Below are 26528 nucleotides of genomic sequence, written 5' to 3'. Positions count from 1 at the left end.
CCTCTGAAATTCTTAAGGAAACAATACTTACTGGATCGTTATATAATCCAGATTAATGCCTCCATTTCCACCTACAAATTGAATATTATTATTTGTCCCGGAATTCAATGTAATAGATTTTTGAATACTGCCGGTAAAAGTACTCCAACCGCCGGTAGCTGTGCAACTGAGCGTTCCTGCAGGAGTCCCGTTCACAATTACTGTAATCGTTGATGCCTCGTTGGAAGCATAACTAATCTTTAATGTCCTACTTCCGCCGCTGCCACCATCGATATTGTTAATCCGACAGGAGGCGTTGGTAAGATGCATATTTTGCAAACATTTTCCTCCTGATGCAGCACTATCATTCGCAATAACCACACCATTTGCAAGGCTCCCGCTCTCTGCCTCGTATTTTGCTGTTGAAACTCCCTTCTCATTAAAGGAACTGATGGTGATATAGTCAATATTTACACCACCGTTTCCGCCGGTAAGTTTAATTGTATTGGCGGTACCTGGATTCAGCGGAACAGTCAGATATGTATGGCCGGTATAATTATTCCATCCCCCGGTAGAAATTGTATTCAGAAATGAATAATCAACTCCATTTAACGTTAAACCTATCTTCGCACCTGTATCATTGGTAGCGTAATAGATATCAATTGTTGCTCTGCCACCGGTGCCTCCATTTATATTGTTAAATTGGCAATAAGAATTGGTAAGATGCAGATTCTGTATACATTTTCCACCCGATGCCAAGCTGTCGGTTCCAACGGTTGCACCATTTCCTAAAACAGCATTCTCTGCTTCATATTTAATCAGGTTCGGATTAGGAGTTGGCGACGGTCCTACGGATGGTACACCGGTGGTAGTTGCTATAACCTTTTGTATTGTCCCATCTGCATTAAAGTTTAGCTTATCCACACAGGTAGTTCTTAACCAGTCATTATGAGAAACAGAGCTGTCAAAGTAGAATTGATACCACTGCCCTTTATATTCCACTACAGAACCATGAGCACAATAGCTATCTGTCGGATCCATATATACTCCTCTGGAAGTCCATGGTCCTAACGGATTGGTACTGGTAGCATATTGCAGTCTGTTATCTCCGGTTGAATCCGAATGATTATCTGCATAGGTCAGATAATATAAGCCATTTCGCTTAAATACCCAGGTCGCTTCATGAAAATCCGTTAACCCCGTCATCGTTTGCATTGATCCGTCTATTTCCATCATATTATCTTTCAGTTTCCCACCTTTGCAGACACCGCCGCCTCCATAATACAGATAGGTCTGACCGTCATCATCCTGAAATACGCAAGGATCAATCAAAGATTCAAGTCCTGGAATATACCCTTGCACTGTAAAATCACTGGCTGGTTTATTACTGGTAGCAACTCCAATCTTCCAGGTATTACCCCAATCGGTACCACTTGGATGCGGGAAGTAGAAATAGTAGGTACCATTTTTATAGGCACAATCAGGTGCCCACATGAAACCGCCTTCTGCTCTTCCCCAAGGCACTTGGCTTGCATTCAATATTTCACCCTCATCGGTCCAATTCACCATATCCGAAGAAGAATACACATGATACTTGTCCATTAAATCACAGCCTTGATTTGGGTCAATATCATGGGAAGCATAAATATAAATTTTACCGTCCGCCCAAACATGTGCAGATGGATCTGCTGTATAAATGCTTGTGATAACAGGATTCTGAGCAAAACAGACTGCAGAAGGTGCTGCCAGTAACATAATCGTAAATAAAGCTATTAGAAATAATTTTTGAGATCTTGTTAATACTTTGATACTTCCGCTTAATAACTTTAACATACTCATTCCCTCCTAAATAGGTATTTTATTGTGTTAAATGATGTTTCTTCAAATGAGGCATTCTCTACTCACTTGACAGTATGAAACTAAATTTACACCTCCTTTTTCCTAAAGTATTATTTGTACCGGAATGAAACATGATGTTTTGCTTGTCACAAGTAGAATACCCCTCCTTCGGCCGTAAACTGCCGTAAGTATTCTGCATCCCCGGGCGAATTAGAATACAGGATAGAGGATTTACCCAATTTATGCTATAAGTTGATGCGAAGTAAAACACTCATGTAAGAAATCCGGTAAAAATCTCTTAAGAACTTCTAATAAATATAATTACGATGCCGCTGTCATCGAGTATGCTTAATTTTTTGTATTTTATATGTAATATATTTGTTTTTATTTGATGATATTTAACATTCTATATTCTTCATTTGTTTAATGAACCAACTATCCATCGATGAATTTTACCCTTGTTGTTTTATTTTCAAAATAGCACATCTGTAAATTATTGTCAATATCTTATAATATAACTTTTCTTTCAAAAAATCTACAAAAAATGCCGGGATTTTATTTCATTAATCCCGGCAATCATATTATAATTGAAAAATCTTAATTCTTTCCGCCATAACTCTTATATGTGCCGTACACTTCATCTGCATATAAGTTTGCCAGAATAGGACGGCCATAAGAATCCGTAGCGCCCGGATACCAATAGTCTCCCCCGTTATAATGCAACAAACCATTATATATATTACCGAACTTTGTAATCTTTTCATTTAATATCAGCGCACCCAGATATACCTGATCCTGCTCGCTGCTATGGTTATATGCGTAGCCAAATGTTGAGCTGAATAAAGACAAATAAGCGCTGCGGGTGTTTGGCTCTACTTGCATCAAGCCATCACCGGCTGAGGGACTACCCGGTAAGCCTGCTCCAAAGCTGCTTTCCTTTTTAATAACAGCGCAGAGTAATAAAGCAAAATCTCCGCCTTTACCAAATTTATTGTCCGCATTCACTGTATAAGTCCAGATGTTGTTTGGTACTTCGGAAGGCTTTGTTACTGACGTGTTCGGTGAGCCAATATAAATCTTTACCGATGACATTTTATCATTTACAGAATCGCCCACCCAAGAGGAATCTGAAGTGTAGGTCCATTTCGTTCCTCCAAAATTATCATTCTCATAGACCTCAACTGTCCATCCGCCAGGAACCTTAAGAGAAGACATCCAGTCATTCGGTATCCCTTTTGCATTCAACTGAGATAAGGTATAATTACCTGCCCCAAGTATCACTGCAGTTCCTCCGAAATTTATGTCTGCATAGAATGTCGCTCCGTTTGTTGCTGGTGGTGTCGTACCGCCCCCTAATTCCCATAAAGCCGGAACATTAGATGGTTCCCAGCCTACGAGGGAAGTATGTGCCTGACGGCAGGTATAAGTACTTCCATTGTAAGTTACCGTATCACTTACTGCATATGCAGTATTTGGTGCCCATGCACCTCTGGCAGCAGCACTCACAGGTAAGGTCAGGCAGAATGTGGTTATTAATACTGCTACTGCAAATATTACCATGAGTGTTTTTAAAGAAAACCTCTTTTTAGACATTATCAAACCTCCTTGTAATTTATATTATCTGTGCCTCAACTCTGCGGGGCCACAGTTAACCGTACAATTTTGGTTGTTGCATAACACATAGCAAATACTTCTAATCATATTCGTTATGCTATTATTTTATGCCTATGATTTTCAGGTATACTCATTTCCTTTTACAGTTTTCACTATAGTATTTGAGGGCTTCCCCTATAAATTTTGTCGCACCTTTTCCATATTTTTTATCATGGATTTTTGTACATGCGGGCTTTGTTAAATACATATCCGCCATCAGCTCAAAATAGTTTTCTCCCATATCCATCTTAACAATTTCACTCTGCTCCTTAACCATATCATCCATTAATTTTACAATCTCCTGAATATCAGATGAAAAAGGATTTTTACTTAAATCAGATGTCAAAAGTTTCATTAATTGATCCATTTGTTCTGAATAAACATCTATATTATCTTTAATTGACTGAAACCCTTCCATAATCAATGGCAAATTACTGAGGTTATTTTTTATCGCTTCCGTGTATTTTTCGATACTGCCAAACTGTTTGATTGCCATTTTAGCACCCTCAAACTCTTTGGATTTCATTGTTTCAAGGATTTTGCTGAATTCCTCTACGCTGCCGTAATACTTGACAACTTCATTTTCATGCTCCTGCATAAATGCTTCCAGTACATTAAAATATTCACTCATATCAAATTCTTTAAAATTTACAGTACCATTATTATTTAGTTTTTCTTCAATAAGTCCAATTAGTTCATTTAATTTATCTCTTTTTAGGGAAAGTAATTCTTTTTGATTATGAAGCATCTGCACTTTGTCGTTTTGTGAACCATCCAAAGCTTCTTTCATCTTTTTCAAGGGAACATCAAGCTCCCTAAAAAAAAGTATATGCTGTAGAGTTTCTAAGGCCTCATCACCATATAGCCTATATCCCGCTTCTGTTATAGTAGTCGGTTTTAACAAACCGATTTTATCGTAATAATGAAGCATTCGAACACTAATACCCGTTAGATCCGAAACCTGTTTTATTGATTTCATATTTATACTTCACCTCCTGCTCATTTGCTCATATATTACACTATTACACAATGTCAGGGTCAATACTTTTCAGATTTAAATTCAGGTTTTCCCATTAAGTTAAATCATCCCGAAGTGCGTCAATGATATCTTCTTTTTTTATCTTGCTAATAGCATATAACATCGTAACAAACACAATAAAGAGTACGCTGAACACACTGATTACCATACTGCCCCAAGGGAATACAAAATTTAAGTTATCCATCTTTTCTGCAGACACTAACCCCTTGTATATCAGCCATGAAGAGATTACCGACAACGGAATTCCATACAGCAATGTCCTCATACCATAAAAGACACACTCGAAGTTCATCATTTTATTGAAATCCCTGTCGGACATACCTACCGAGCGGAGCATGGCAAGCTCTCGCCTGCGCAGTCTGATACTTGTGGATATCGTATTAAATACATTTGCAACCGCTATCAGTGAAATCATAATAACAAAAACATAGGTAAAAACATCTATCACAAAGGTCATATTGTGGTATTGCTCCACTAAGTCATATACATTGTATAGATTATACGACGAAGTAATTCCCTCACCTTGAATCATCTTTTCCATTTCAATCACCGACTGAGAAGGATTTTTTGACAAAAAGCCCAGGGCTATAATCGAATGGGTATCCGGGGTTTCAAACTTTTCTTTCAGCGAATAAGGTGCAACCACCATAAAAACGCTGGAATTTTGTTCAGAGGATTGCTTTGGCGGCGGACTTATCGGATATGTATCGACAAAGGTAATGTTTACATTCTGTTCCTGCTCCAATTTTGGTTTTTTGTTAATTTCTGGTGCAACTGTACTATCCAAAGAGCGATTGGCAAATATATCAAACAATTCGCTCCCTTTGTTTTCCCTGGCAACCCGCTGTTTAGCAACAGCAACCATTTTTGCGTTCTGCCCGGTATATTCTTCCGGAGACAAGCCCAAGTCCTTGATAAAACTCAGATATTCACTGTCCGAAATAAACTGAATGTCCATTGGCAGCGAAACGGTTTCATCAGCCTTCTTATACCCCCTATATTCCCGGTATTTGTCTGATAAATCCTCTGCCTTAACTAAACAGGAATACGCTAATACTGATTGATAAGAGCTTTCGTAAACCCCATCTGCAGTTTTTAGTTTATCATAAAGGGGAAACATCTCGCCATCGTTCATGTCCTGATTGGTAAAATAGATATCATAATCAATATCCACTGTATACTGATTCGAAAGCCTTTTTAACGTTGTTCCAAAAGCACTTCCCGATACAAACAACACAACACTCAAGGTGAGTGATAACACGATGCTGCGGTACCGCCTCTTATTTCTCTTAAAGTTTTTTAATGCAAGAGTCCCCTCTAACCCGAAAATATACTGAGTGAGCTTTGAAGTTTTCACGGCTTTCGCATCTGTTTTAATTTCATTAGTCTGTCGAATGCTCTCCATAATGGGAGTATTTGCAGCTTTTTTTGCAGGGATATAGGCTGAAATCAGAATGGTAACCAAACTGACTGCCCCTGCGGCTACAATTGCGGGTACGGATACGGATAGTGTTAAAGGCACAGTGCTTTTTAGGATATTCCTGAACTTCCCGTCAACTATTGGATTTATAAGCCCTATACTGCCTATACCTACCATAACTCCAATGGGTATGCCAATGGCTCCAATGCAAACCCCTTCAAACAATACTGAATTTCGCAGTTGTTTCGCTGTGGCACCAACTGATGAGAGAATCCCGAACTGTCGTGTTCGTTCATTCAAGGAGATATTAAAGGAATTATAGATCAGAAAAATTGAACCTAACATTATTATGGCGACTAAAATACTGCCAACCATATATAAAAACCCATTGAACAGTTTATTATCTGTAATTCCCATGAATCGCAAGACATCATCATTCAGGAGATAACCTCCCGCTCCGGCTGTGCTGTTTACATAAGCTTTCACTTTATGGGGATTTTTGAGCGTGACAAACAGACTGTTGCTGTCTGCTTTGTCTACAGTATCTGCTTTTGTTATCAATGTGTATCCCGGAGCGGAATGTTCCTCAAAAGCAGGTCTGTTACAGATGCCTACAACCGTGTAGGTTCTCTGTACTTTTGATACAAGAGTTTCTTTCCTGTATTGGTAAGGGTCATGCTGGCTTAGCTTTTTATCTCCCTCCAAGCGATCTCCAACAGCAAGTGAAATTGTGTCACCCACCTTAAATCTTACACCGCCCTTTGCAGCAACGTGGGACGGAACAAGAATTTCCCCACTGTTCTTGGGCAGTCTTCCGGCAATCAAGCTTATAGGCAAGGTATCAAACGTTTCTTTATTAAAACCGGCGATAAACAGATAAGGCTTCTCAGGGCTTTTTGCTCCTTCAAGGTCTGCATATCCTATATTTTCAAAGGCTGCGGTTTTGGTAACATTATGATCATGGGCTCTCTCCTGTACAAAAGAGGCGGCAGCATCAAAAAACTCAACGTGCCAGTCACCATATTTCTGGACAGAAACCTTTAACATAAAATTTAACAGGGAAGTACCAAAGGTAGCAACTGCTGTTATCATAGCGGCCGAGAGAATAACTCCAATAATCGTGACAACTGTCCGGGTATGGCTTTTTTTCATATTTTGCAGGGTGACTTTGTTAAAAATATTCATGGCTGTACCATCCTCTCATCCCGCGTAACTTTGCCGTCTGAGATACCGATAATTCGGTCTGCCTGCAGAGCAATATTTTCATCATGAGTAACGAGAAGCAGGGTCTGTCCATACTTTTTATTGCTTTCTTTGAGCAGTTTGACGATTTCATGTCCATTCCGGCTGTCCAAGCTGCCTGTGGGCTCATCGGCAAGCATTACGGCCGGAGCATTCATTAAAGCACGTCCTATGGAAACACGCTGCTGCTGTCCACCTGACAGCTGATTAGGCAAATGATTTTTACGTTCCTGCAGTCCAAGCATTTGGAGCAGGTCATTCAGTCGTTCCTCGTTAACCTTACGCTTATCCATCAGGATTGGTAACGTGATGTTTTCCACCACATTCAAGGTAGGGATGAGATTGTGAAACTGATATATCAGTCCAACCTGCCGTCTGCGGAAAATAGCGAGTTTCTCATTGCTTCCTGCATAAACATCCTGCCCTTCCAAATATACTTTTCCACTTGTCGGCACATCCACTCCGCCGATAATATGAAGTAAAGTAGATTTACCGGAACCGGAGGAGCCTATAATCGCAGTAAACTCTCCTTTTTCAATTGTAAGGGAAACATTGTCTAGAGCGATAACCTGATTCTCACCTTTTCCGTAGCTCTTACATAGATTTTCAATTTTTAAAAACTCCATTATGTGAGTCTCCTTTCCTGCGGATATTTTCTTCGCATTCAAGATTTGTGCCAAGAGTACTGCATTCACAAACCTTGGAGGTTGAATTGCAATCAACCTATACCCATATAATAGAACCTTAAGCTTACACCTTTGTGACTTTTAAGTGAGAGATTCGTCACTTTGAGAAACGGAGGGAAAAGATTGCACCACCCTGGGGGTGATTTTTAGCAGTAATCGTTCCTCCCTGCCGTGTTATAATCATCTTACAGAGTGCCAACCCAATTCCATATCCCTCGGCGCTTGAATTCTTCCCACGATAAAACCTGTCAAACAGGCACGGTAAATCTTTATTTTCAAATCCTAACCCACTGTCGTGGATCGTAATCTCCGTAAACAATGGATTATCCGTACAGATAATCTCAATCTTCCCATTCTCGCCTGCGCTTTCCATGCAATTTTTAAGAATATTTTGAATTGCTTCCGAAAGCCAGCCGGAATCCCCTTGAATAATCATTCCGGCGGGAGCATTTATTTGCAGTTCAATATTATGCAGATCCATTGGAATTAACAATGGGCGAAGGGAAGTTCGAATCAAGTTATTTACATCTATTGATTCCCATTGGAACACCACAATACCGGCGTCCAAGCGGGATAATTTGAGCAGTGAAGTAATCAGCCAATCCATTCTCACAAGCAATTCCTCTGTTTCCCGCATAAAGGCTTTACGCTCATTTTCATCCGAATTATTCTCTAGTAAGGAAAGTATAAGGTTTACTGAAGTGAGAGGGGTACGAAGCTGGTGGGCAATATCCGCCAATGAATCGGCAAGATGCTCTTTTTCTTTCTTTAGTGCTTCATTTTGCTCCCTAATGCGCAGTGTCATTTTAGTAATCTCACTTTGCAGTATAGAAAGCTCACCTTCTTCTGATTCACCAATATACAGATGGTCAGCATTATGAAGTACAAGGTCTATTTGATCTGATATTTGCTCAATGCTTTTATACCTGGCTTTGGTAAATAGAAAAAAACTTGCTCCAAAGGCAGCGGCAGCGGATAGGGAAAGGATGCCTGCTGCCACATTGATTATAAATCCCAGTACTACAGTGCCTGCGGCAATTACGGAGTACAAAATGACAAACTGCCGAAACTCTCTATTCCGAAGCATGCCAATCCCCCAATCGATACCCGGTACCACGAACGGTCAGGATTATTTGCGGATTTGCCGGGTCGTTTTCTATCTTCTCACGCAAGCGTTTTATGTATACGGTCAAGGTATTATCATTGACAAACTCTCCCGCTGCATCCCAGAGTTCGTCAAGCAGCCTGACCCTCGTTATAATACTTTTAGGATTGCTAAGAAACACCAGTAACAATCGATATTCCAAGGCAGAAAGAAAAACCTCACTGCCGTTTTTTTTCACAATACCACTTGCCGTGTCGACATAAAGACCTCGGATTTCATATTCTGAACCGGAACGGCTGCTTTTTCGCAGAGCGGTTCCAATACGAGCTATCAATTCCCGGGGACGAAAAGGCTTGGTAATATAGTCGTCTGCCCCCATGTTCAACCCGGTAACAACACTTGCCTCATCACCGGAAGCAGTCAGAAAGATAACCGGAATATCTTCTGTTTCTTTGATTTCTGTACATACCGTGAAGCCATTTCCGTCAGGTAAAGAAATATCAACCAATGCTAAGTCAAACTTGTTTCCGGCAAGGGCGGCAAGAGCTGCATTTCTTGTCGGGGCATGAGTGACTGTATAGCCTTCCGAGCGGAGTAGCAGTATAAGGTTCTTAGCGATAGCCTTATCGTCCTCAACTAAGAAAATCCGTTTCATTTATTATCACCCGCCTTTACTTTACTTCTTTTATAGCTGGCTTCTTTTGTTATTATATGATCCACGTATAGCACCTCCATAAGCTTATTATATTTCTTATGACAGAAATATACAAGCAGACAGCGGCTTAATGGTATCCATCAAGTATTTCTCCCAAGTAACGGTTGTTAAAAGTACGTATACCTATTGTTCCAAAAATCCAAGGTATAATGTTGATACGACTGGAAATGCTACTATAATTATTATATTAGACAGGCTGGTCATGATACTGGCCATACCAAAAGCAATAGGTGGTGATTCATATGTGGAAAATTTATACCTTAGCTATTGTAATATTTATTATTATAGCTTTTATATTACAACGAACGCTCTTTATAACTCTTGATAATTATTGGCTTCAAGCAATAATAGTAGGCTTAATCGGTGGCGCGGAAGCCTTTATATGTGAGCGGATAAAAGGGAAGTTCAATCAAAGAAAGTAAACTTAAGAATTTTTCATCATAATGGCAAAGATAGGGGATAGATTTGATTTTTATAGAAGAAATGAAATCTCAGATAAACTATAATCAAAATTAGAAGGACTTACCTTATGTTAAAAATTATTTTAGGAATAATATATTTTATTCTATTTGCAATTGGGAGTATGTTCTTATACTTTGGTATAAACTCACTAAAGAAAGCGCAGATGAACGATGATTCGCTATACGATAAAGCTATTCTCTATTTCAAATTATTTATTTTGATTTTGGTAGTAAATGGCATATTCACTATAATGTGTTTTGTACTCTTGCAATAGTTCCAATAAAGTGGCGGTAAGTTATACCGCCATTCTATTAGAATCTATTCTCCATAACCACTTATAGATATTCAATCTATTATGATATTTTGTTAGGTCTAGCGAATTCTTGCCCTATATGCTTATTTTTCTTTTCGACTTTGCCGGAGCCGATCTTTTTTTCAGCCTGTAAATAACCGCCTTTTGTTTTTTTCTCTTCTATAAATTTTTTCATTTTTTCCTTATCATTTATTGACATTTTGCTTTTCCCTTCAAGTATTAATTCGATTTAAGATGCTTCGAAAATAAAGTGCTTATTCTATTTATCTTATTCGGAACACCTTAATCTCATTATACTCATCTTTAACACTTCTGTCTATTAATACTGTTGTTAGCAAAATATAACTTATGGTAGTTTAATTGTCTTATGTCAATGGTGATATCGGTCCCACTCTATTCCTCTGTCAAACCAAGGTCAATCATGCTTTTCGCAGTCGCTATAATGGCTTCTTCTGCTGATCTTGGCTGCCAGCCAAGCAGCTTTTTGGCCTTTGCGTTGCTACAGGCTGTATTCTGGCCTAAAAATGTAGCCGGCATACGTAAGTCTTTCTTAAATAATGCCAGAACTTTTATAAAGAAATCCGGCATTTCTTTTGTGGAGACTTTTTTTGCTGCGCTGCCTAAGCTCTTCTGCAGAATTTCTGCTTCCTGCTTATATGTCAGATTCTCTCCGGAGGTTGCCAGGAAACGCTCTCCCAGGGCTTCCGTACGGGTCATTGCAAGCAGATGTAAGTCTGCTACGTCTCTGACATCTACGCAGTCAAAGCCGATTTTTAGGAGATATGGCATTTTACCCGTCAACATTGCTTTAATAATTTGATTGGAGTGAGAATAGTCCTTGCCAAGTATCGGACCCATGACCGCTACCGGATTGACAGCGGAAAGTTCTATATTCTCTTTCTTTGCAAACTCCCAGGCTGCACGTTCTGCCATTGTTTTCGAGCGTTGGTATGCATCAATATTACCTGTGAGATTCGTCCAATCCTCTTCCGTAAAAAGTCCAGAGTGTGCTTTATTCCCTGCTATTACCGCACCGGAAGCAGAAGTCAGGACCACACGTTTAACACCTGCTGCTTTCGCTGCCTTCATCACACGTAAGGTACCTTCCACTGCCATTTTAACCATTTCGTCGCCATCCTTCGGACGCGTTGCCGGTGTCGGCGATGCTACATGAATGACGTATTCTGCTCTGTCCACAGCTTCTATCCAATTCCTGTCACTGGTCAAATCTGTTTGGATGAACTCCAGTTTACTAAAATCAGTGATACCTCCCTGAGTGAGCATCGCTTTGACCTCATCCTGACGTGACATTGTTCGAAGGGTTGCTCGAACACGGTATCCTTGATTCAAAAGCTTTAAGATTATGTGTACGGCGATGAATCCGCTGCCGCCTGTTACTAAGACTAATTCTTTTTCCATACTTATTTCCTCCATTATCTAATGTTTCACTTGTAACCTCAGTGTCCTCAGTATATACTATCATTAGGTTGAATTCAACACGGAAACAATCATCTGTGACAAGGAAAGAGGTATTGTAATGGCAGCAACGAAACATGCACAAGCTATCAAAAATGATACAAAGGATTATATCACAACTGCACTTCTACAAATGCTTGCAAAAGAGAAGTTGCAGACACTGACAGTTTCTCAGGTTTGTAAACGGGCAGGTGTAAGCCGTATGGCTTTTTACCGCAATTTTGATGGGCTTGAACAGATTTTGTATCAGTATTATCAGCCAAAGATTGCGGCTGTCTTTGATATCATACATCAGAATTCACAAGACTCTGTCAAATATAACAGCCAGATGGAATTTTTCACTATGTTTGGTGATTCACTAATTATCTCTGCGGATCATGGGTTTGAACCAATTATTCAACAAATTTTTATCGAAGAAATAAAAAAATTCTATGCCCCTGACAGCGAAGGTTATTGGACTACTTTCATGTCTGCCGGTGTTTATGCAATTTGGCGGAAATGGTTACTTGAGGGACAGCAAAAACCACTCAATGAAATAATGGATTTTCTAAAGCAATTTGATTTAAGAACTGAAGAAAGTAACTTATAATCATAGATAATATAAAAAGAAGAGAACCAATGCCGGATTAAGCTATCGTCCTCATTGGCTCCCTTCTTTATCAAAACAAAATTTCATTATTCTATCGTGAAAGTCTTACATATCTTTCTACTTATACTTCTTGAAATAAACCTTTGGTTCCCTTTTGAAGAAACATATGCTCGATTCTTGGCAAGGAAATTCCCAGGGTTTCTTTCAATACATCTTCAATTGTTTCAACAGGTATTACCGTAAGCTGATTCTTTACTTCTTCCGGTACCTCCTTTAAATCAATCAAATTATCTCTTGGTATAAGCACTTTGTTAATACCTGCCCTCTGAGCACCTAATAATTTTTCCTTCAAACCTCCAATGGGCAGTACGGCTCCTCTTAAGGTAATCTCACCTGTCATGGCGATTTTGGAATCCACTTTAAGTCCTGTAATTAAGGAAGCAAGAGCAGTAAATAATGCAATTCCGGCTGATGGGCCGTCTTTGGGAACTGCTCCGGAAGGCACATGAATATGGAGATCTCTTTCTTTAAAATTAACAGTGTTTAAAGGAAGTCTGGACTTTAACAGGCTTAAGGAGATTCTTGCTGATTCCTTCATGACATCTCCCAGTTTACCAGTCAGCATAACCTCACCGCCGCCCGGCATATCGGTAGCCTCAATAAATAAGATTTCACCGCCTACCGGTGTCCAGGCAAGTCCGGTAACAACTCCGGGCGGATTATCCTGCTGAGCTTTATCATGTCTGGAAACTTGTCTGCCAAGAAGTTCCTCCAGCTCTTCCAGCTGAATCTTATACGGAAGTTCTGCTTTGTTTGAAACTATTCTTTCAGAGGCGACTCTGGCAAGAGCTGCTAATTGTTTCTTCAGTCCCCTGACTCCGGCTTCCAGGGTATAGTCATTAATAATTTTATAAAGGATTTCATCTTCTACCACCAGCTGTTCCTTTGTCAAACCATGCTCTTCTAAGACTGCCGGTATCAAATAATTTTTACCGATATGGAATTTTTCAACCACTGTATAGCTGGAAACCTGAATCACTTCCATTCTGTCCAATAACGGTCCCGGTATGCTCTCCAAAGAATTAGCTGTTGCAATAAAGAAGACATCTGACAGATCATAAGGAAGATCCAGATAATGATCGGTAAAACTGTTGTTTTGCTCCGGATCAAGGACTTCCAATAAAGCGCTGGCAGGATCACCACTGTAACCGCCGGCTGTCAGCTTGTCTACCTCATCAAGTATCATAACCGGATTATTTGCTCCTGCCTTTCGGATACTTTGAATAATCCTGCCTGGCATAGCTCCGATATACGTTCTGCGGTGTCCACGGATTTCAGCTTCGTCCCTGATACCACCTAAGCTCAAACGGATATACTGTCTGTCCAATGCTTCTGCAATACTCTTTCCTAGACTGGTTTTACCTGTTCCGGGAGGTCCCACCAACAAAAGTATGGATCCTTTTTTGTCATTTTTCAGCTTCATAACGGCCAGATGTTGTATAATCCGGTCTTTGACCTTATTCAGTCCATAGTGCTGTTCATCCAGAATCTGTCTGGCTTTGTCCAAATCAATTGAGCTTTGCTCTGCCTTTTTCCAGGGAAGCTGAACCAGCAACTCCAGATAATTGCGGATTACATTATATTCAGCACTGTTAGGACCCTGGGCATTTAGTTTATCCAATTCTTCAAGGGCGGTCTTTTCAATATCTGAGGGCATCTGCGCTTCTTTAATTTTGGTCAGATAATCCTTCTCTTTTTTATTTTCATCCTCATTGCCTTCATTTAATTCTTCCTGAATGGCTTTCAGTTGTTCTCTGAGTACGGATTCTCTGTAATACTTGTTGGCTTTTTCAGAGAATTTCTCTGAAATCTGTAACTGAAGCTCTATGGCTTCCTTTTGTTTTAAGAGATGATCCATAAAACGAAGACTTCTCTCCTTTAAGGACTCAATTTCAAGCAGTTCATACCTCTCTTCATTGGTAATAGGTATATACTGGCTTAAATAGACCATTAGACCATTTAAATTCTTAAAATCTTCTACAATCCGGATATATTGTTCGCCACCTTGGAATTTTACACTGATTTCACGAATTACTTTCTTAAGATAGTCAAGCATCTCTTCCTGACTCTTATGATCTAAATCCATTTTATCCGAGAATGTCTCATATCCGGCTAATATCAGACCACTATCGATATTCAGCTCCTTTACTTCTACTCGTTCTGTAATATGAACTGTAAGCATCATACCATTCTCTGTTTTTAAAGTATCCTTAACCGTAAATACTACTCCCATTCGATAGAAATCTTCTGTTCTCAGACCTTTCTGCTCGAAATTCTGTTTCAATGGCAATGCAATATTGGTGCTATTCTCGTTTCTTAGAAATTGCAGCTGCACATCTTCCGGTGTTTTAATAAAAAACTTAGTTGTTACCCCCGGCAATAAAACTGTATTGGATACAGGGAAAACAACTCCCCTACTTTTATTATTCTCTGACATACTATCACCCTTTCTTTCTGTTTAAATGAATATTCATTTATTATAAAGTGTTAATAATTGCGAGATTTCTTTGCGTATTTTACAAAAACATCTCGCTGAAACTTCTAATGTATTAGTACCGCATCCTGTATGATTATAATCATCTCCTTTAATAATTCAGCTCTCTCTTCCTCGCTTTTATGATTATCAGCTGCGATGGCTTTGACCGGATAAAAGATTATTGCTAACAGATTATCATAACGGTAATTCTTAATGATCTGCTTATTCTTCATATCTTCAATCAGGCTGTAAATATGACATACTCCCTTTTTTCCTGAGCAGCTGTTAACCAGGGAGGGACAATTGGAAAACTGCTCTACAAAACTAAAGATTTCCTTATTTTGAATGATATAGTTATAATAACTTCGAATGAGTATCTCAATGAGCTGCTGCCCGTCCATCTTTAAGTCAACACAGCTAAGTAAATAATCAAAAATGTCTTCAGAATATTCATTATATATATTCTGGAGCATGTCTTCTTTATTCTGATAATAGATATACACGGTTGCCGGTGAAACCCCAGCCATCTTCGCGATTTTTGAGATAGAAGCACCATGAAAACCTTCCTCAAGTATGAGTTTGATTACCGCTTCTTTTATGCTTCTTTCTTTTTCATCATCTTTTTTTCTCATGATATCACCCTTCGTGAATATCAAATCTACGATTTAATATTACTGAATCCATAGTTGAAAACTACCTTTGATTAAACTTCTTATTTTCAACGTATTTTTATAATAAACGAACATTCATTAATTGTCAATACTTTTTCTGCATTAATTGCATACTCAGCAGATAACTTGACATGCTATTGTCAGGTTATCCGTTTTATAATGAGATTAAGAAGATTAAGGAGATGGTACAATGCAGATAAACAGATTGTTTCAAATCGTTTATATTTTACTTCATAAAAAAACGATAACCGCCAAAGAACTGGCAGAACGCTTTGAGGTATCGGTAAGAACAATTTACCGGGATATCGATACCTTATCTTCCGCAGGGATACCAATCTATGCGAGCCAGGGAAAAGGCGGCGGTATCTCATTGCTTGATGATTACGTTCTTGATAAATCCGTACTTTCCGAACGGGAACAAAACGAGATTCTATATGCACTGCAGGGACTCTCAATTACACAGGCTCCGGAGACAGATAAAGTTCTTGCCAAACTGAACAGTCTTTTTAACAAAAACCGGACAAATTGGATTGAAGTGGATTTCAGTCCATGGGGTAGTGATGAAAAAAGAGCATCCCAATTTACAATTATAAAAGATGCGATATTAAGCCGCCGAATCCTGGAATTCAATTATTATAGTTCTTCCGGTGAAAAAAGCTTCCGTATAGTAGAACCGGTTAAACTCGTGTTCAAAGTAAATGCCTGGTACCTGCAAGGGTTTTGTTTGACGAAAAACACAGATAGATTCTTTAAAATCACACGTATGTCTGATGTTGTGATGACGGAAGAGCTTTTCTCGGAAAAGTCTCTTAAGGAATCATCAGACAACAACCAGATAGAAAAAACACAGAGCTGGATTGAGGTACGCCTGAAGATATCTGCTCAAGGAGCATATCGGGTGTACGATGAATTTGACGAAAATGACATTATTAAAAATAAAGATGATTCCTTCACCATTACCACCTCTTTGCCGGATAATAGATGGTTGATTCAGTATATCCTTTCTTTTGGCGCTGATATTGAAGTGCTAGCTCCTCAGAATATACGCGATATCCTTCGGAAGGAATTAGAACTGATTATCAGAAAATATTAATATAACCTGACTCGATGTTGTCAAGTTATAGTTGCTATAATCAATACATGATAACAATCATAATACAAAAACAGGAGGTTACATTTATGGAAAATTCGGGCCATATAATGATTGATTCCAAGGAACTGGCCGGCAAACGCGTTCTTGTTACCGGCGGGACAAAGGGCGGCATGGGGGAAGCGATTGTTAAACGTCTTACCAAAGCCGGAGCAACCGTCATCACAACTGCCCGCTCAGCCCCGGATGAATTAAAGGATTCTGAGTTATTTATTCAGGTAGATATCAGCACGCCTGAGGGTACTAATAAAATTGTGGAATATATACTTGAGCGCTTTGGAGGTGTAGATATTCTTGTTAATAATGTGGGAGGCTCTTCAACCCCGACTGGCGGCGTTCTAAAGCAAACCGATACAGACTGGCAGCGAACCTTCGACACCAATTTATTTGCTGCAGTTCGTTTGGACCGCGGATTGCTGCCACCAATGATAAAGCAAGGCTATGGTGTTATCCTTCATATCACCTCCATACAGCGAAGATTCCCCGGAGAAAACACAATGGCCTATTCGGCGGCCAAAGCAGCTCTTGCAAACTATAGCAAGGCTCTTGCAACAGAACTAGCTCCTAAGGGCATCCGCATAAACAGTGTTGCCCCCGGCTTTACAGAGACAAAAGCTGCCGAAAGACTCATCGAGCGCATGGCACAGGAACGTGAATGCGACTATAAAAACGCCCGGCAAGCTTTGATGGACTCTCTTGGCGGTATCCCAATAGGACGTACAGCACGCCCGGAGGAAGTAGCAGAACTTGTTGCTTTTCTGGTATCCGATCGTGCTTCCTATATTGTTGGTGCCGAGCATACAATTGACGGCGGCATTGTCCGCACACTTTAAAGGAGAATATTATGAAAAACGATAACTTTCAATCATCCAAACCAGCCAACATATCTTTTCAAGAGCTAAGCAAAAATGTTCCTGACAGCAAAGTAATATCATTGCCTCAGCCAATTGCAGCCTATTATCATGCCTCAGATACTTATGACGCTGCCCTGCTCGCTGCCTGCTTTGCAGAGAATGCCATATTAGTTGACGAAGGAGAAGAATATCATGGTGCCAAAGCTGTCAGCGAGTATATTCTAAAGGCAAACAAGGATGCAAATGTTATGACCGATATCACTAACTGTGCAGAAAAAAACGGTATGACAGTTGTCACCGCCACCATCTCAGGAGATTTCGATGGCAGTCCAGTACCGCTTGATTTCTATTTTACTCTTGCTAATGATAAAATCAAAACCTTGAGTATCATATTGGCCGGTGAATAATATGACATCAGAAAATTTCATCCAAGTGAATCAGTATAAATGTATAAAATGCGGCCTTTGTGTGAAGGTCTGCCGCGGTACTCTCGGTATGGGAGAACATGGTCCAGAGGTAGTTGATAATTTCTGTATAGCCTGCGGGCACTGTGTGGCTGTTTGCCCTAATGGTGCCCTGGACCACAAGTTGGCACCACTGGCTAATCAGGTCTTACTTGAAGCACCTTCCATACTGAATGCCGACATGGCAGCTCATTTTCTCCGTTCCCGGAGATCAGTTCGTTCATTCCAAAGAAAACGCATTCCGAGAGAAACCATTCAAGAGCTCCTTGCTATTGCACCTTTTGCACCTACCGCCTGCAACTCTCAGGGTGTATCATACCACGTCGTAGATGATTCAGTTACCTTAAAAGGAATCACAGCTGCAATTGCGGATTGGGCAAAGGAAGATTTAAGAAACGGCGTCTTAGGAAAATCCCCCTGGTCGGAAAACACTGCAAATACAATCCAGCGCTATTTCCAATATGGAGAGGATACGATATTACGGGATGCGCCCTGCCTCATCATCGCAACGGCGGATAACAGCAGCTTTCATCTCGGCAGAGACAATACCCATTTTGCACTTGCCTATACCCAGCTTTATGCACCTTCTCTTGGATTAGGTACCTGCTGGTCCGGTTTGTTTGAGTATTGTGCTGGGGCTGGGTATGAGCCTTTGCTTCAACTCTTAAAGCTTCCTGAAGGCAGAAGTGTTACAGGCGCAATAATTGCAGGATATCCCAATTACACATTTAAACGGCTGGTAGATAGAGATCCCTTACAGATAACCTGGCAGTAAATTTACGGAAGAAATTTCGTTCCTACTCTCTGTTGCAAACCATTCTCTACAGTATTATATAACCAATCGCAAAGACTGATTTCCTCTTCCTTTGCATCATAAAAGCTGTTTGCAACACTTAAAGTATGAGGGGTTGTTCCTTTCTTAGGGTCAAGTGAGTAGTCCGTTATAAAATAGTTATAGTTCTTATAAGTTTCTGCTAATTTTTTCATTGAGATAAGCATTTGTTTCGACCATATATCTTTATACTCTGAATCACCCTTCCAAACTCCATTCAATCTCTTCTGAAAGTTTATGAGCAAGTTGTCATATAGGGTATTTGACTGTAAAAAAGTTATATTGGGATATGCAGCGGCATCGTAAGAAAAGGCCGCTGTAATCAAATCTGCTTGAGGTTCATAACCAAAGTTATTTTTAAAATCAGCATTCCAATAGGTATTAATAATATCTTTCCATCTATTCGTTGTAATATAGGAGCTGTCAGAATACTCGAAGATCTGTGTATCTGGTTCCTTCTCAGCAATATACGGCGTCCAGAAAGCGGCTCCAAAGCCTCCGGCACTTTCACCGCATATGAATAATTTATCCGGATGTTCTGCATTACTAAAAAACCAGTCTAAGGACGCAAGAACATTGGTTCTTCCATTGTGATAAGAAGAATGGGTTATATCATTTTTTTGATATGTCACAGTATTATTCCCGATATGAAAATCGCCGGTACTGTAAGGAATATAGATAATATTCCAGTCATTGAACGGATTTCTTTTGTTGTCCGCTTCTAAGATTCCGCCCATGGTATTGAGCTTATAAAATGGAATATTGTTAAAGTAGGTAAGTGCCTTCCCACGAAGTATACTGGAAATAGTAATAGGTGCAGCCGTACTATTTACATCCCAATTCATTCCGCCGCCCGAAAAGAAGATAATCCATTTGTTGCTGTTACCTCTTTTGGTCAGCAGGTAATACTCTGAGCCATCTCCTGATTTCACCGGACTGGATAAGGTTATTTTGTTCCATTTGTTTACTTCTGTTTTACTGAAGTCATTGATATGTGTTGGTCTTTTGATGAAGAAGATAAATAATATTGCCAATAGCATAATGAAGAGCACAATAACAATGGATAACGCTATCAATATTCTTTTCAGTACTTTATTTTTTATTTTCATATGTTTCACCCCAAAAAATCAATCAAATTTCATATTCAAATAAACTCCAGATTTTGACTGAGCATTATTTAACAGTATTATATACCATCCAAGTTATAGACTCAACAGGTCTTGCAGAGTTTACTTTGCAAGCATCCTTTCATCTCCATATTAATTTTATTGCCAAATGATGTACAAGCCGGAAAGATGAATAATATTCTTTTACCTGACAATAATAACTGCAGCCGCCGAAAACCTTGTAATAAAAAAATAAACTTACTACGTAAAGGAGTACATTATATGAACCGTGATAAACTCATCGCCCAAGTTAAAAACGAGTATGCACGAATAGCCTCATCTGAATCCCAGCAACATTTCTACCAAACCACAACCGATATAACACCGGAAGCTTATTACGAAAACCTGTTAAGTAAAGCTATCAGCGAAATTAACAAAGGAACTTTTGACAATTTTAAATCCGGAGAGGAAGTAGTTACTGCTATTGCAAATGACAAAACCTGGCTTTCAGATTGGAAGTAACTTTAACTTATACAAAGGCGGCGCCATATATTCCATTGACAGCGCCGCCTTTTTCTTATAATTACACAATTGATTTTCTTGTATAACTTAACATTCCTTTATACTATAATGAGTGTAGTTGGTTCGGCTTCCCATATCATTTCCAAATCCAATACAGCCATTTTCATAAATAGAATCTATTTCCTTTTGAAACAGATTGTCATCATTGACCCATATATCAATCTGTTTATTTATTACCACAATTTTAAACTGATAAGAAACTCCATGCTGCCAATGAAAAGGAACCTCCTCCAGAATCTGATATTCCTTCTCTTTTCTGTATAATCTAACTGTGTTATTCTCCGCTAATCCTACTGCAATATTTTTAATTCCTCCCTGTACCCGGAATAAAACATTATGTCTTACTCCTTTCACCGGAATTAGCGTAACATTAAATTCGTAATTTTTCCAGTTGATATTGCCGGTATAACATTCTGCCGGTTTTCCGCTGCCGCTGACTGCAAGTCCATTTGTTTCAATACGAAGCATTCCCCTGAGATAACTAAAATGAGCAGGCTGCACATGTAAGGGATTCCATTTCTCCAACGGTAATCTATTTAACTCCATTTCATAATCTGCTTGATGAAGGATTTCGAACTCATCCAGATAGAGAACTTCTGTAAATTGTGTTTCTCTTATACCGCCTTCTAAGCATACAACATAAAAGCCAACTTCTTCTATAATTTCAGTATGTCCCTTTGGTAATTGGAACTCTATTTTTTCCCACTGGTCGGATAACATTTGTTCATATTCATATAAATAAACCAACTGATCTTTTATTCTGTCTTTGAAGTATGGAACCACCTTAATACGGTTTGCCTGCCATCCATTCTCCTCCCCTTTCAAATAAGCCCTTATTCTATCTCCCGGATATACGGTAGGTGAAAGTTCCGGGTTATACCGGCTGTCATCAAATTCCTCCGGACGGTAATACGGTTTATAATACAAATAAAAGGAATCTCCATTGTCAGTCCAAGGTGATACAATTTTAAGAGAATGCTTTCCTTGATAAGCATCTTCTGTTGTATTGGATAAAAGTATTTTCTTACTCTCATGGCTTCTTGCCCGCATTCCATGGATCGCTGTTGGAAATTCGAAATGAAAATAAGAACCTTCTTCCTTTTCGAATATTCTCTTCCAGATATCATCGGGTTTCAAGTCATAAATTCTGCTGGTTATCTTTGCACAGTATGCAGCTACCTGCGATACTGTCTGTATATTTAAAAAACCAATCGAGCTGGATGCACAGATAAAATCATGGACTTGCGGAAGCCATTTTCCATCAATGCCATCGATTCCATTGCGAACACCCAGGATGGCTCCCAGATTTCCCACATTACAGTCGGTATCCCATCCACACATATTCCCAATATTGATTGTCCTACTAAAATCCCCCTGCCCATGAATCAACGCTAAAAGAATAACTGCCGAATTCGGGATGATATGACAGCTTCCTTCATAATGCTGGTATCCAAAATGTTCTTTTACATATAGAAAACTTTTTTCCCAATCGTTATTATTTTCTTTACATACAGGGATTACTTGTTCTGCCATTCTTGCATATTCACTCTCTTTTGGTATCTCGGATAAACCTGCTTCTATAATACTATCAATATCTTCTGTCAGAAAAGCCTGTGAGATACAAGCGGCTATGAATCTTGCTCCATATATTCCATTTCTATCATGAGTTATGGATGCCATTTTTGCAGCCACTGCAGCCGCTTCCCCCGGTCTTCCGGGATATACGAGACCCCAGCAATCCGAAAAAATCTGGCCGCCGATCTGTTCTGCCGTAGCGCTACCATTTTGAGCAATGGAGCCGCTATCCGGAGCTAGAATACCGGATAGCAAATTCTCATAAGCAGTATGCTCAGTTGAAACGCCATAACCGCCCCACCAGAAAAAGCCATGTCCGTCCCCTACATAATTCAACATATTATCTGCTAATTCCTGCTCCGATATCTCACTCCCCTTATAATAATCCTCCAAAGCCCGTAAATAAAACAGAGGTCCATTGATATCATCATCCGAACAGAAATTTTTGAATTTCACCGGATAATCTTCAATATTTCCAAAACTCTCTTTAATTCTTTCATAGGGCCAGCCTTCAATATTGGCGCCATGAATGACTCCGATTACTTTTCCTATCCAGCCTCCGTACAATTGACTATAATACTTCTCATCTAATATCATCGTTTTTCCCCTATCTTAGTGGTTCCAAAGTAACACTGCTTTGCAGTAAACTGCATTCTTACTTATTTTCATCCTGCTTCCCTTATCAATTTCCTTCTTGCTTTTGAGCGGGATTATATAGCTATCCGTATATTATGATTTTCGTCATATTATTATCCTTTCACTGCCCCAATAATGATGCCTTTTATAAAGTACTTTTGAAAGAAAGGATATATCATCAGAATAGGTACAGCACCCATAACAGCTATCGCCATTTTGATACCTGTTGAAGGTAATACAATATCCTGATTAATAGAGGCACCGCTCTGGGCATTGGATAACAGGAACTGGACATCCATCAGCATTTTATTCAGCAACGACTGAATACTGTACATGGTGTCTTTATTGATATAATATAAACCGTTAATCCAATCATTCCAATAGGATAAGCCGACTAATAAAGTTACAGTTGCCACAATTGGAATTGACATCGGCAATACAATACTAGTTAAAATGTGTCTCTCTGTTGCCCCATCCATACGCGCTGCTTCTATAACTGCTTCCGGTATATTCGTTGTAAAATAAGTTCTCATCATTATAACATAAAATGCGCTCATCATTAAACCGGGAATAATATATGCCCACCATGTATTTTTGATATGAAAGACCTGTGTCCACATAATATACGAAGGTACCAGACCACCATTAAATAACATGGTAAAGAATATAAAGAACGAAAATATCTGCCGTCCGGGCAAATCCTTTCTTGATAAGGGATAAGCAAAGAGAACCGTTAGGAATACGTTGGCAAGGGTTCCCACAATTGTTACGCCAAAGGATATAATATAAGATTTAATAATAGTAGTTGAATCCACTAACAGATATCTATATGCATCCAATGACAGTTTCTTGGGGAAAAATCTATAGCCATAATGAGTTAAGGTTAATTCGTCAGTAAAGGAAGAAACAATCAGCAGTATAAATGGCAGCAAACATAATATTGCTAATATTATTAAAATTATATTTGCCATTATTTGAAAACTTATTTTTCTTTCAACCATTTTGTCTTTTCTCCTTTAGAATAGTGCATTTTCTTCGCTTAATTTTTTCACTACAAAATTCGCTGTCAGTACCAAAATAAAACCGACCACAGACTGATAAAATCCTGCTGCCGATGCCATACTCACGTTATTTAGCGTAATTAAACCTCGGTATACGTAGGTATCAATTGTATTGGTTACATCAACTAATAACCCACTGTTTAAGGGTACCTGATAGAACAATCCGAAATCCGAATAGAAGATTCGTCCAATTGACATCAAGGTCAAGGTTATGATTGTAGGTTTTAAACAAGGAAGTGTAACATGTTTGATTTGCTGCCATCTGGAAGCACCATCTATCGCTGCTGCTTCAAAATATCCCTTATCGATACCGGCTAAGGTCGCGAAATAAATAATGCTGGTATAACCAAAGCCTTTCCACAGATGCACTATTGTTAAAATAAACGGCCAATACTTTGGTGATGAGTACCAGGGTACCGGCTTTATTCCAAGAGGAATCAGAATACTATTATTGATGAAGCCTGAGTCCGAACTTAAGAAAGCATAAGCTAAGTAACTGACCACTACCATTGATATTAAAAAAGGAATTAAGATAATGGTTTGATAGATTTTCTTTAATCTGACTGCTTTAATATCATTCAATAATATAGCAACCGCTATAGCCAACACTGTTCCCAAAATAATGAAAGCAGCATTGTAGCATAAGGTATTTCTGGTTATTACAAAAGCATCTTTTGTTTTAAAAAGAAATTCAAAATTTTTAAATCCCACAAATTTGCTTGCTGAAATACCTTTGGTATAATTATACTGTTTAAAAGCGATTCGCAAGCCAAGCATAGGTATGTAATTATTGATGATGATATATATGACACCTGGTAACATCATCAGATATAACGGGATATACCGATTGAGGTGTCTTAATTTTTTCCTTACCTTAAGATTCATCCAAAACCTCCGATACAGAAATATAAGGGGGACAGCCGCGTCGCCACCGTTCCCCCTTATATGCTGTTATAATATGTGAATTATTATTTCTTAGCAGCCAGCCATTCATCTAATTGGCTCTGCTTTTCCTTTATAATGTTATCCACACCTGCAGCTTTTAAATCTTTAATGAACTGAGGTAAAGCCACCGCAGGATCTACCGAACCGCATTCTAATGCATTCGCATATTTATTTTGAACATTTTTACATGCGGTAACTTCGTTAATTACATTTTCATTATTCCAGCCAAATCCTTTTGCCGGTGAAACAATTGCAGTTTTATTATATTCATCTGTTAATTTCCAAAGATTTTCGTCGGCACCTTCCCAAACAGGAGTAATCATTTCATTAAGCCATGCCCAAGGATAGCTGGGATATCCTGTATTCGTTCCATCAACGCCTTTTGGATAACGAACCATGGTCTTTGCTGCATTGGCATACTCATAGTGTTTTCCTTCCACACCATTGGTTAAAATATTCTGTAATTCAGGGTTTGTATAAATTTCATTCATAACCTGTACGGTTCTTTCCGGTTTTTCACTATTATGAGCAACATACCAAAGAATATCAAGTCTGTTTGTAGTTGTATAGGCATCTGTCATTGGCAGTACTACTATTTCTTTACCAGAAGCCTTCTGCATTTCGGCTTCGATTCCGGGTTTTACATTGGTAAAACGTCCAAATGCCTTATTTGAAGCAATCATATTGGCCCAAGGTTCTGTATTGGAGGCTGCATCCGGCATGATTAATCCTTTTTGTGCCCATTCATATCTTCTCTCTACGATTTTACGATAGGTATCTGTTTCATACCAGTTTACTACTGTTTTATTATTAGGATCTGTGCAATTTTCTAATATACCAAAATCGCCTCCTAATTCATCATTCATAGTCATAGTGTTCATTGATCCGCCATTGGACATTACCGGGTACATATCCGGATATTTCTCTTTTACTGCCTCTAAAAGCGGTACTAAGTCTTCTTCTGTTTTAATTTTGGAATAGTCAATACCTAATTCATCCGCTACTGATTTTACAAAAGCAAATCCCCAGGCTACTGCTTTTTCTTTATTGGCAGGAACTGCATAGATGCCGCCATTTATTGTGGTACAAGCCCAATCGTCTGCACTGATCTGTGCCTTCATTTCAGGTGCATATTCATCCAGATACTGTCCGATTTCAACAATTTGCCCATTACTTACAGCTGATGTAAAACTACCCCTGTCATTATAGAGCATATCCAGTTTCTCACCGGAAGAAAACATAAGATTAACCTGCTGTGCATATGTACCAAATCCAACACGCACTATTTCAAGGGTCGTATTGTACTTCTTTTTCAATATCTCACTTGCCAAGGCGGAAACTTCTTCACAATCATTTGTTCCAGCTGTTCCGGGCAGCATGAGTTTAACGGTATAAGGTTCCTGTTTGCTATAATCTTTCACCCCTGTACTGCCTTCATCGGAAGTACCCTCTGACCCCTTTCCTGATACTGCTTCGGAATCCTTTGTTTCATTGCCGTTTGCTTTATTCTCACTCTTTCCACATCCAACAAACAATGTGGTAAAAAGAGTAATGACAAGCAAAAACGAAATAAATTTTTTCATCTTTCAACACTCCTC

The 26528-nt window shown here is 39.1% G+C and carries 23 protein-coding genes; 7 read left to right on the top strand and 16 right to left on the bottom strand.

The window, feature by feature from the left end; all coding sequences use genetic code 11:
• Positions 1–27: 27 nt before the first annotated feature.
• From bsdcttw_RS10165 to bsdcttw_RS10135, 7 genes are all read right to left on the bottom strand, one after another.
• Positions 28–1812 carry a family 43 glycosylhydrolase gene (locus tag bsdcttw_RS10165; RefSeq protein WP_185259260.1) on the bottom strand — a complete coding sequence of 595 codons (1785 nt, stop codon included), beginning with the start codon at positions 1810–1812 and terminating at the stop codon, positions 28–30.
• A 603-nt stretch (positions 1813–2415) separates the two neighbouring features.
• Positions 2416–3411 (bottom strand): carbohydrate-binding protein, encoded by a 996-nt coding sequence (locus bsdcttw_RS10160; protein WP_185259259.1) that lies wholly within the window; start codon positions 3409–3411, stop codon positions 2416–2418.
• 151 nt (positions 3412–3562) lie between these two features.
• Complete coding sequence (locus bsdcttw_RS10155; RefSeq protein ID WP_185259258.1) at positions 3563–4450, bottom strand: MerR family transcriptional regulator; 888 nt, start codon at positions 4448–4450, stop codon at positions 3563–3565.
• A 94-nt stretch (positions 4451–4544) separates the two neighbouring features.
• The gene (locus tag bsdcttw_RS10150) at positions 4545–7115 is read right to left on the bottom strand and encodes an FtsX-like permease family protein (protein WP_185259257.1); all 2571 of its coding nucleotides are present in this window, start codon (positions 7113–7115) and stop codon (positions 4545–4547) included.
• Positions 7112–7798, bottom strand: a complete 687-nt coding sequence (locus bsdcttw_RS10145) for an ABC transporter ATP-binding protein (RefSeq protein WP_185259256.1) — start codon at positions 7796–7798, stop codon at positions 7112–7114. The genes bsdcttw_RS10150 and bsdcttw_RS10145 overlap by 4 nt, the downstream gene beginning before the upstream one ends.
• Positions 7799–7955: 157 nt before the next feature.
• Positions 7956–8945: a sensor histidine kinase gene (locus bsdcttw_RS10140; RefSeq protein WP_185259255.1), complete on the bottom strand. Its 990-nt coding sequence runs from the start codon at positions 8943–8945 to the stop codon at positions 7956–7958.
• A complete protein-coding gene (locus bsdcttw_RS10135) occupies positions 8932–9618 on the bottom strand; it encodes a response regulator transcription factor (protein WP_185259254.1) in 687 nt (228 codons plus the stop codon). Before bsdcttw_RS10135 ends, bsdcttw_RS10140 begins: the two co-directional genes overlap by 14 nt.
• Positions 9619–9920: 302 nt before the next feature.
• Between bsdcttw_RS10135 and bsdcttw_RS10130 the strand changes: the two genes are divergently transcribed.
• The gene (locus tag bsdcttw_RS10130) at positions 9921–10100 is read left to right on the top strand and encodes a hypothetical protein (protein ID WP_185259253.1); all 180 of its coding nucleotides are present in this window, start codon (positions 9921–9923) and stop codon (positions 10098–10100) included.
• A gap of 393 nt (positions 10101–10493) precedes the next feature.
• On the opposite strand, the gene bsdcttw_RS24920 is transcribed toward bsdcttw_RS10130, so the two are convergent.
• Together bsdcttw_RS24920 and bsdcttw_RS10125 are read right to left on the bottom strand one after the other, a co-directional pair.
• The gene (locus bsdcttw_RS24920; protein ID WP_207726527.1) at positions 10494–10652 is read right to left on the bottom strand and encodes a hypothetical protein; all 159 of its coding nucleotides are present in this window, start codon (positions 10650–10652) and stop codon (positions 10494–10496) included.
• 194 nt (positions 10653–10846) lie between these two features.
• Positions 10847–11872, bottom strand: coding sequence for an SDR family oxidoreductase (locus bsdcttw_RS10125; protein ID WP_185259252.1), 1026 nt, complete (start codon positions 11870–11872; stop codon positions 10847–10849).
• A gap of 118 nt (positions 11873–11990) precedes the next feature.
• Here bsdcttw_RS10125 and bsdcttw_RS10120 point away from each other — a divergent pair, with 118 nt between their 5' ends.
• The gene (locus tag bsdcttw_RS10120; protein ID WP_185259251.1) at positions 11991–12518 is read left to right on the top strand and encodes a TetR/AcrR family transcriptional regulator; all 528 of its coding nucleotides are present in this window, start codon (positions 11991–11993) and stop codon (positions 12516–12518) included.
• 121 nt (positions 12519–12639) lie between these two features.
• Here bsdcttw_RS10120 and lon read toward each other — a convergent pair whose 3' ends face one another.
• Positions 12640–15015 (bottom strand): endopeptidase La, encoded by a 2376-nt coding sequence (lon, locus tag bsdcttw_RS10115; protein ID WP_185259250.1) that lies wholly within the window; start codon positions 15013–15015, stop codon positions 12640–12642.
• 104 nt (positions 15016–15119) lie between these two features.
• On the bottom strand, positions 15120–15686 hold the full coding sequence (locus bsdcttw_RS10110; RefSeq protein WP_185259249.1) for a TetR/AcrR family transcriptional regulator: 567 nt from the start codon (positions 15684–15686) through the stop codon (positions 15120–15122).
• Between the two features lie 229 nt (positions 15687–15915).
• Here bsdcttw_RS10110 and bsdcttw_RS10105 point away from each other — a divergent pair, with 229 nt between their 5' ends.
• From bsdcttw_RS10105 to bsdcttw_RS10090, 4 genes are all read left to right on the top strand, one after another.
• Positions 15916–16818 carry a helix-turn-helix transcriptional regulator gene (locus bsdcttw_RS10105; protein WP_185259248.1) on the top strand — a complete coding sequence of 301 codons (903 nt, stop codon included), beginning with the start codon at positions 15916–15918 and terminating at the stop codon, positions 16816–16818.
• A gap of 86 nt (positions 16819–16904) precedes the next feature.
• Complete coding sequence (locus tag bsdcttw_RS10100) at positions 16905–17708, top strand: SDR family oxidoreductase (RefSeq protein ID WP_185259247.1); 804 nt, start codon at positions 16905–16907, stop codon at positions 17706–17708.
• 11 nt (positions 17709–17719) lie between these two features.
• Entirely contained in the window at positions 17720–18136 is a 417-nt protein-coding gene (locus bsdcttw_RS10095) for a nuclear transport factor 2 family protein (RefSeq protein ID WP_185259246.1), read from the top strand.
• A 1-nt stretch (position 18137) separates the two neighbouring features.
• Complete coding sequence (locus tag bsdcttw_RS10090; protein ID WP_185259245.1) at positions 18138–18968, top strand: nitroreductase family protein; 831 nt, start codon at positions 18138–18140, stop codon at positions 18966–18968.
• Positions 18969–18970: 2 nt separating this feature from the next.
• On the opposite strand, the gene bsdcttw_RS10085 is transcribed toward bsdcttw_RS10090, so the two are convergent.
• Positions 18971–20134: a pectin acetylesterase-family hydrolase gene (locus bsdcttw_RS10085; RefSeq protein ID WP_185259244.1), complete on the bottom strand. Its 1164-nt coding sequence runs from the start codon at positions 20132–20134 to the stop codon at positions 18971–18973.
• Between the two features lie 279 nt (positions 20135–20413).
• Between bsdcttw_RS10085 and bsdcttw_RS10080 the strand changes: the two genes are divergently transcribed.
• Entirely contained in the window at positions 20414–20653 is a 240-nt protein-coding gene (locus bsdcttw_RS10080; RefSeq protein ID WP_185259243.1) for a hypothetical protein, read from the top strand.
• Positions 20654–20740: 87 nt separating this feature from the next.
• Here bsdcttw_RS10080 and bsdcttw_RS10075 read toward each other — a convergent pair whose 3' ends face one another.
• The 4 genes from bsdcttw_RS10075 to bsdcttw_RS10060 all read right to left on the bottom strand — a co-directional run bounded on the left by bsdcttw_RS10075 (position 20741) and on the right by bsdcttw_RS10060 (position 26513).
• Positions 20741–22885, bottom strand: a complete 2145-nt coding sequence (locus bsdcttw_RS10075; protein ID WP_185259242.1) for an ADP-ribosylglycohydrolase family protein — start codon at positions 22883–22885, stop codon at positions 20741–20743.
• 152 nt (positions 22886–23037) lie between these two features.
• A complete protein-coding gene (locus bsdcttw_RS10070; RefSeq protein WP_185259241.1) occupies positions 23038–23925 on the bottom strand; it encodes a carbohydrate ABC transporter permease in 888 nt (295 codons plus the stop codon).
• Between the two features lie 15 nt (positions 23926–23940).
• Entirely contained in the window at positions 23941–24870 is a 930-nt protein-coding gene (locus bsdcttw_RS10065; protein ID WP_185259240.1) for an ABC transporter permease, read from the bottom strand.
• 83 nt (positions 24871–24953) lie between these two features.
• A complete protein-coding gene (locus bsdcttw_RS10060) occupies positions 24954–26513 on the bottom strand; it encodes an ABC transporter substrate-binding protein (RefSeq protein ID WP_185259239.1) in 1560 nt (519 codons plus the stop codon).
• Positions 26514–26528: the final 15 nt, after the last annotated feature.

The organism is Anaerocolumna chitinilytica, from assembly GCF_014218355.1.
Taxonomy (GTDB): Bacteria; Bacillota; Clostridia; order Lachnospirales; family Lachnospiraceae; genus Anaerocolumna; species Anaerocolumna chitinilytica.
The sequence above is the reverse complement of the archived record's forward strand: the minus strand, read 5'-3'. Positions and strand labels throughout refer to the sequence as shown.

Coding starts and splice junctions, on each gene's coding strand:
- bsdcttw_RS10165 (WP_185259260.1), bottom strand. CDS start 1,812: ATGTTAAAGTTATTAAGCGGAAGTATCAAAGTATTAACAAGATCTCAA.
- bsdcttw_RS10160 (WP_185259259.1), bottom strand. CDS start 3,411: ATGTCTAAAAAGAGGTTTTCTTTAAAAACACTCATGGTAATATTTGCA.
- bsdcttw_RS10155 (WP_185259258.1), bottom strand. CDS start 4,450: ATGAAATCAATAAAACAGGTTTCGGATCTAACGGGTATTAGTGTTCGA.
- bsdcttw_RS10150 (WP_185259257.1), bottom strand. CDS start 7,115: ATGAATATTTTTAACAAAGTCACCCTGCAAAATATGAAAAAAAGCCAT.
- bsdcttw_RS10145 (WP_185259256.1), bottom strand. CDS start 7,798: ATGGAGTTTTTAAAAATTGAAAATCTATGTAAGAGCTACGGAAAAGGT.
- bsdcttw_RS10140 (WP_185259255.1), bottom strand. CDS start 8,945: ATGCTTCGGAATAGAGAGTTTCGGCAGTTTGTCATTTTGTACTCCGTA.
- bsdcttw_RS10135 (WP_185259254.1), bottom strand. CDS start 9,618: ATGAAACGGATTTTCTTAGTTGAGGACGATAAGGCTATCGCTAAGAAC.
- bsdcttw_RS10130 (WP_185259253.1), top strand. CDS start 9,921: ATGTGGAAAATTTATACCTTAGCTATTGTAATATTTATTATTATAGCT.
- bsdcttw_RS24920 (WP_207726527.1), bottom strand. CDS start 10,652: ATGTCAATAAATGATAAGGAAAAAATGAAAAAATTTATAGAAGAGAAA.
- bsdcttw_RS10125 (WP_185259252.1), bottom strand. CDS start 11,872: ATGGAAAAAGAATTAGTCTTAGTAACAGGCGGCAGCGGATTCATCGCC.
- bsdcttw_RS10120 (WP_185259251.1), top strand. CDS start 11,991: ATGGCAGCAACGAAACATGCACAAGCTATCAAAAATGATACAAAGGAT.
- lon (WP_185259250.1), bottom strand. CDS start 15,015: ATGTCAGAGAATAATAAAAGTAGGGGAGTTGTTTTCCCTGTATCCAAT.
- bsdcttw_RS10110 (WP_185259249.1), bottom strand. CDS start 15,686: ATGAGAAAAAAAGATGATGAAAAAGAAAGAAGCATAAAAGAAGCGGTA.
- bsdcttw_RS10105 (WP_185259248.1), top strand. CDS start 15,916: ATGCAGATAAACAGATTGTTTCAAATCGTTTATATTTTACTTCATAAA.
- bsdcttw_RS10100 (WP_185259247.1), top strand. CDS start 16,905: ATGGAAAATTCGGGCCATATAATGATTGATTCCAAGGAACTGGCCGGC.
- bsdcttw_RS10095 (WP_185259246.1), top strand. CDS start 17,720: ATGAAAAACGATAACTTTCAATCATCCAAACCAGCCAACATATCTTTT.
- bsdcttw_RS10090 (WP_185259245.1), top strand. CDS start 18,138: ATGACATCAGAAAATTTCATCCAAGTGAATCAGTATAAATGTATAAAA.
- bsdcttw_RS10085 (WP_185259244.1), bottom strand. CDS start 20,134: ATGAAAATAAAAAATAAAGTACTGAAAAGAATATTGATAGCGTTATCC.
- bsdcttw_RS10080 (WP_185259243.1), top strand. CDS start 20,414: ATGAACCGTGATAAACTCATCGCCCAAGTTAAAAACGAGTATGCACGA.
- bsdcttw_RS10075 (WP_185259242.1), bottom strand. CDS start 22,885: ATGATATTAGATGAGAAGTATTATAGTCAATTGTACGGAGGCTGGATA.
- bsdcttw_RS10070 (WP_185259241.1), bottom strand. CDS start 23,925: ATGGTTGAAAGAAAAATAAGTTTTCAAATAATGGCAAATATAATTTTA.
- bsdcttw_RS10065 (WP_185259240.1), bottom strand. CDS start 24,870: ATGAATCTTAAGGTAAGGAAAAAATTAAGACACCTCAATCGGTATATC.
- bsdcttw_RS10060 (WP_185259239.1), bottom strand. CDS start 26,513: ATGAAAAAATTTATTTCGTTTTTGCTTGTCATTACTCTTTTTACCACA.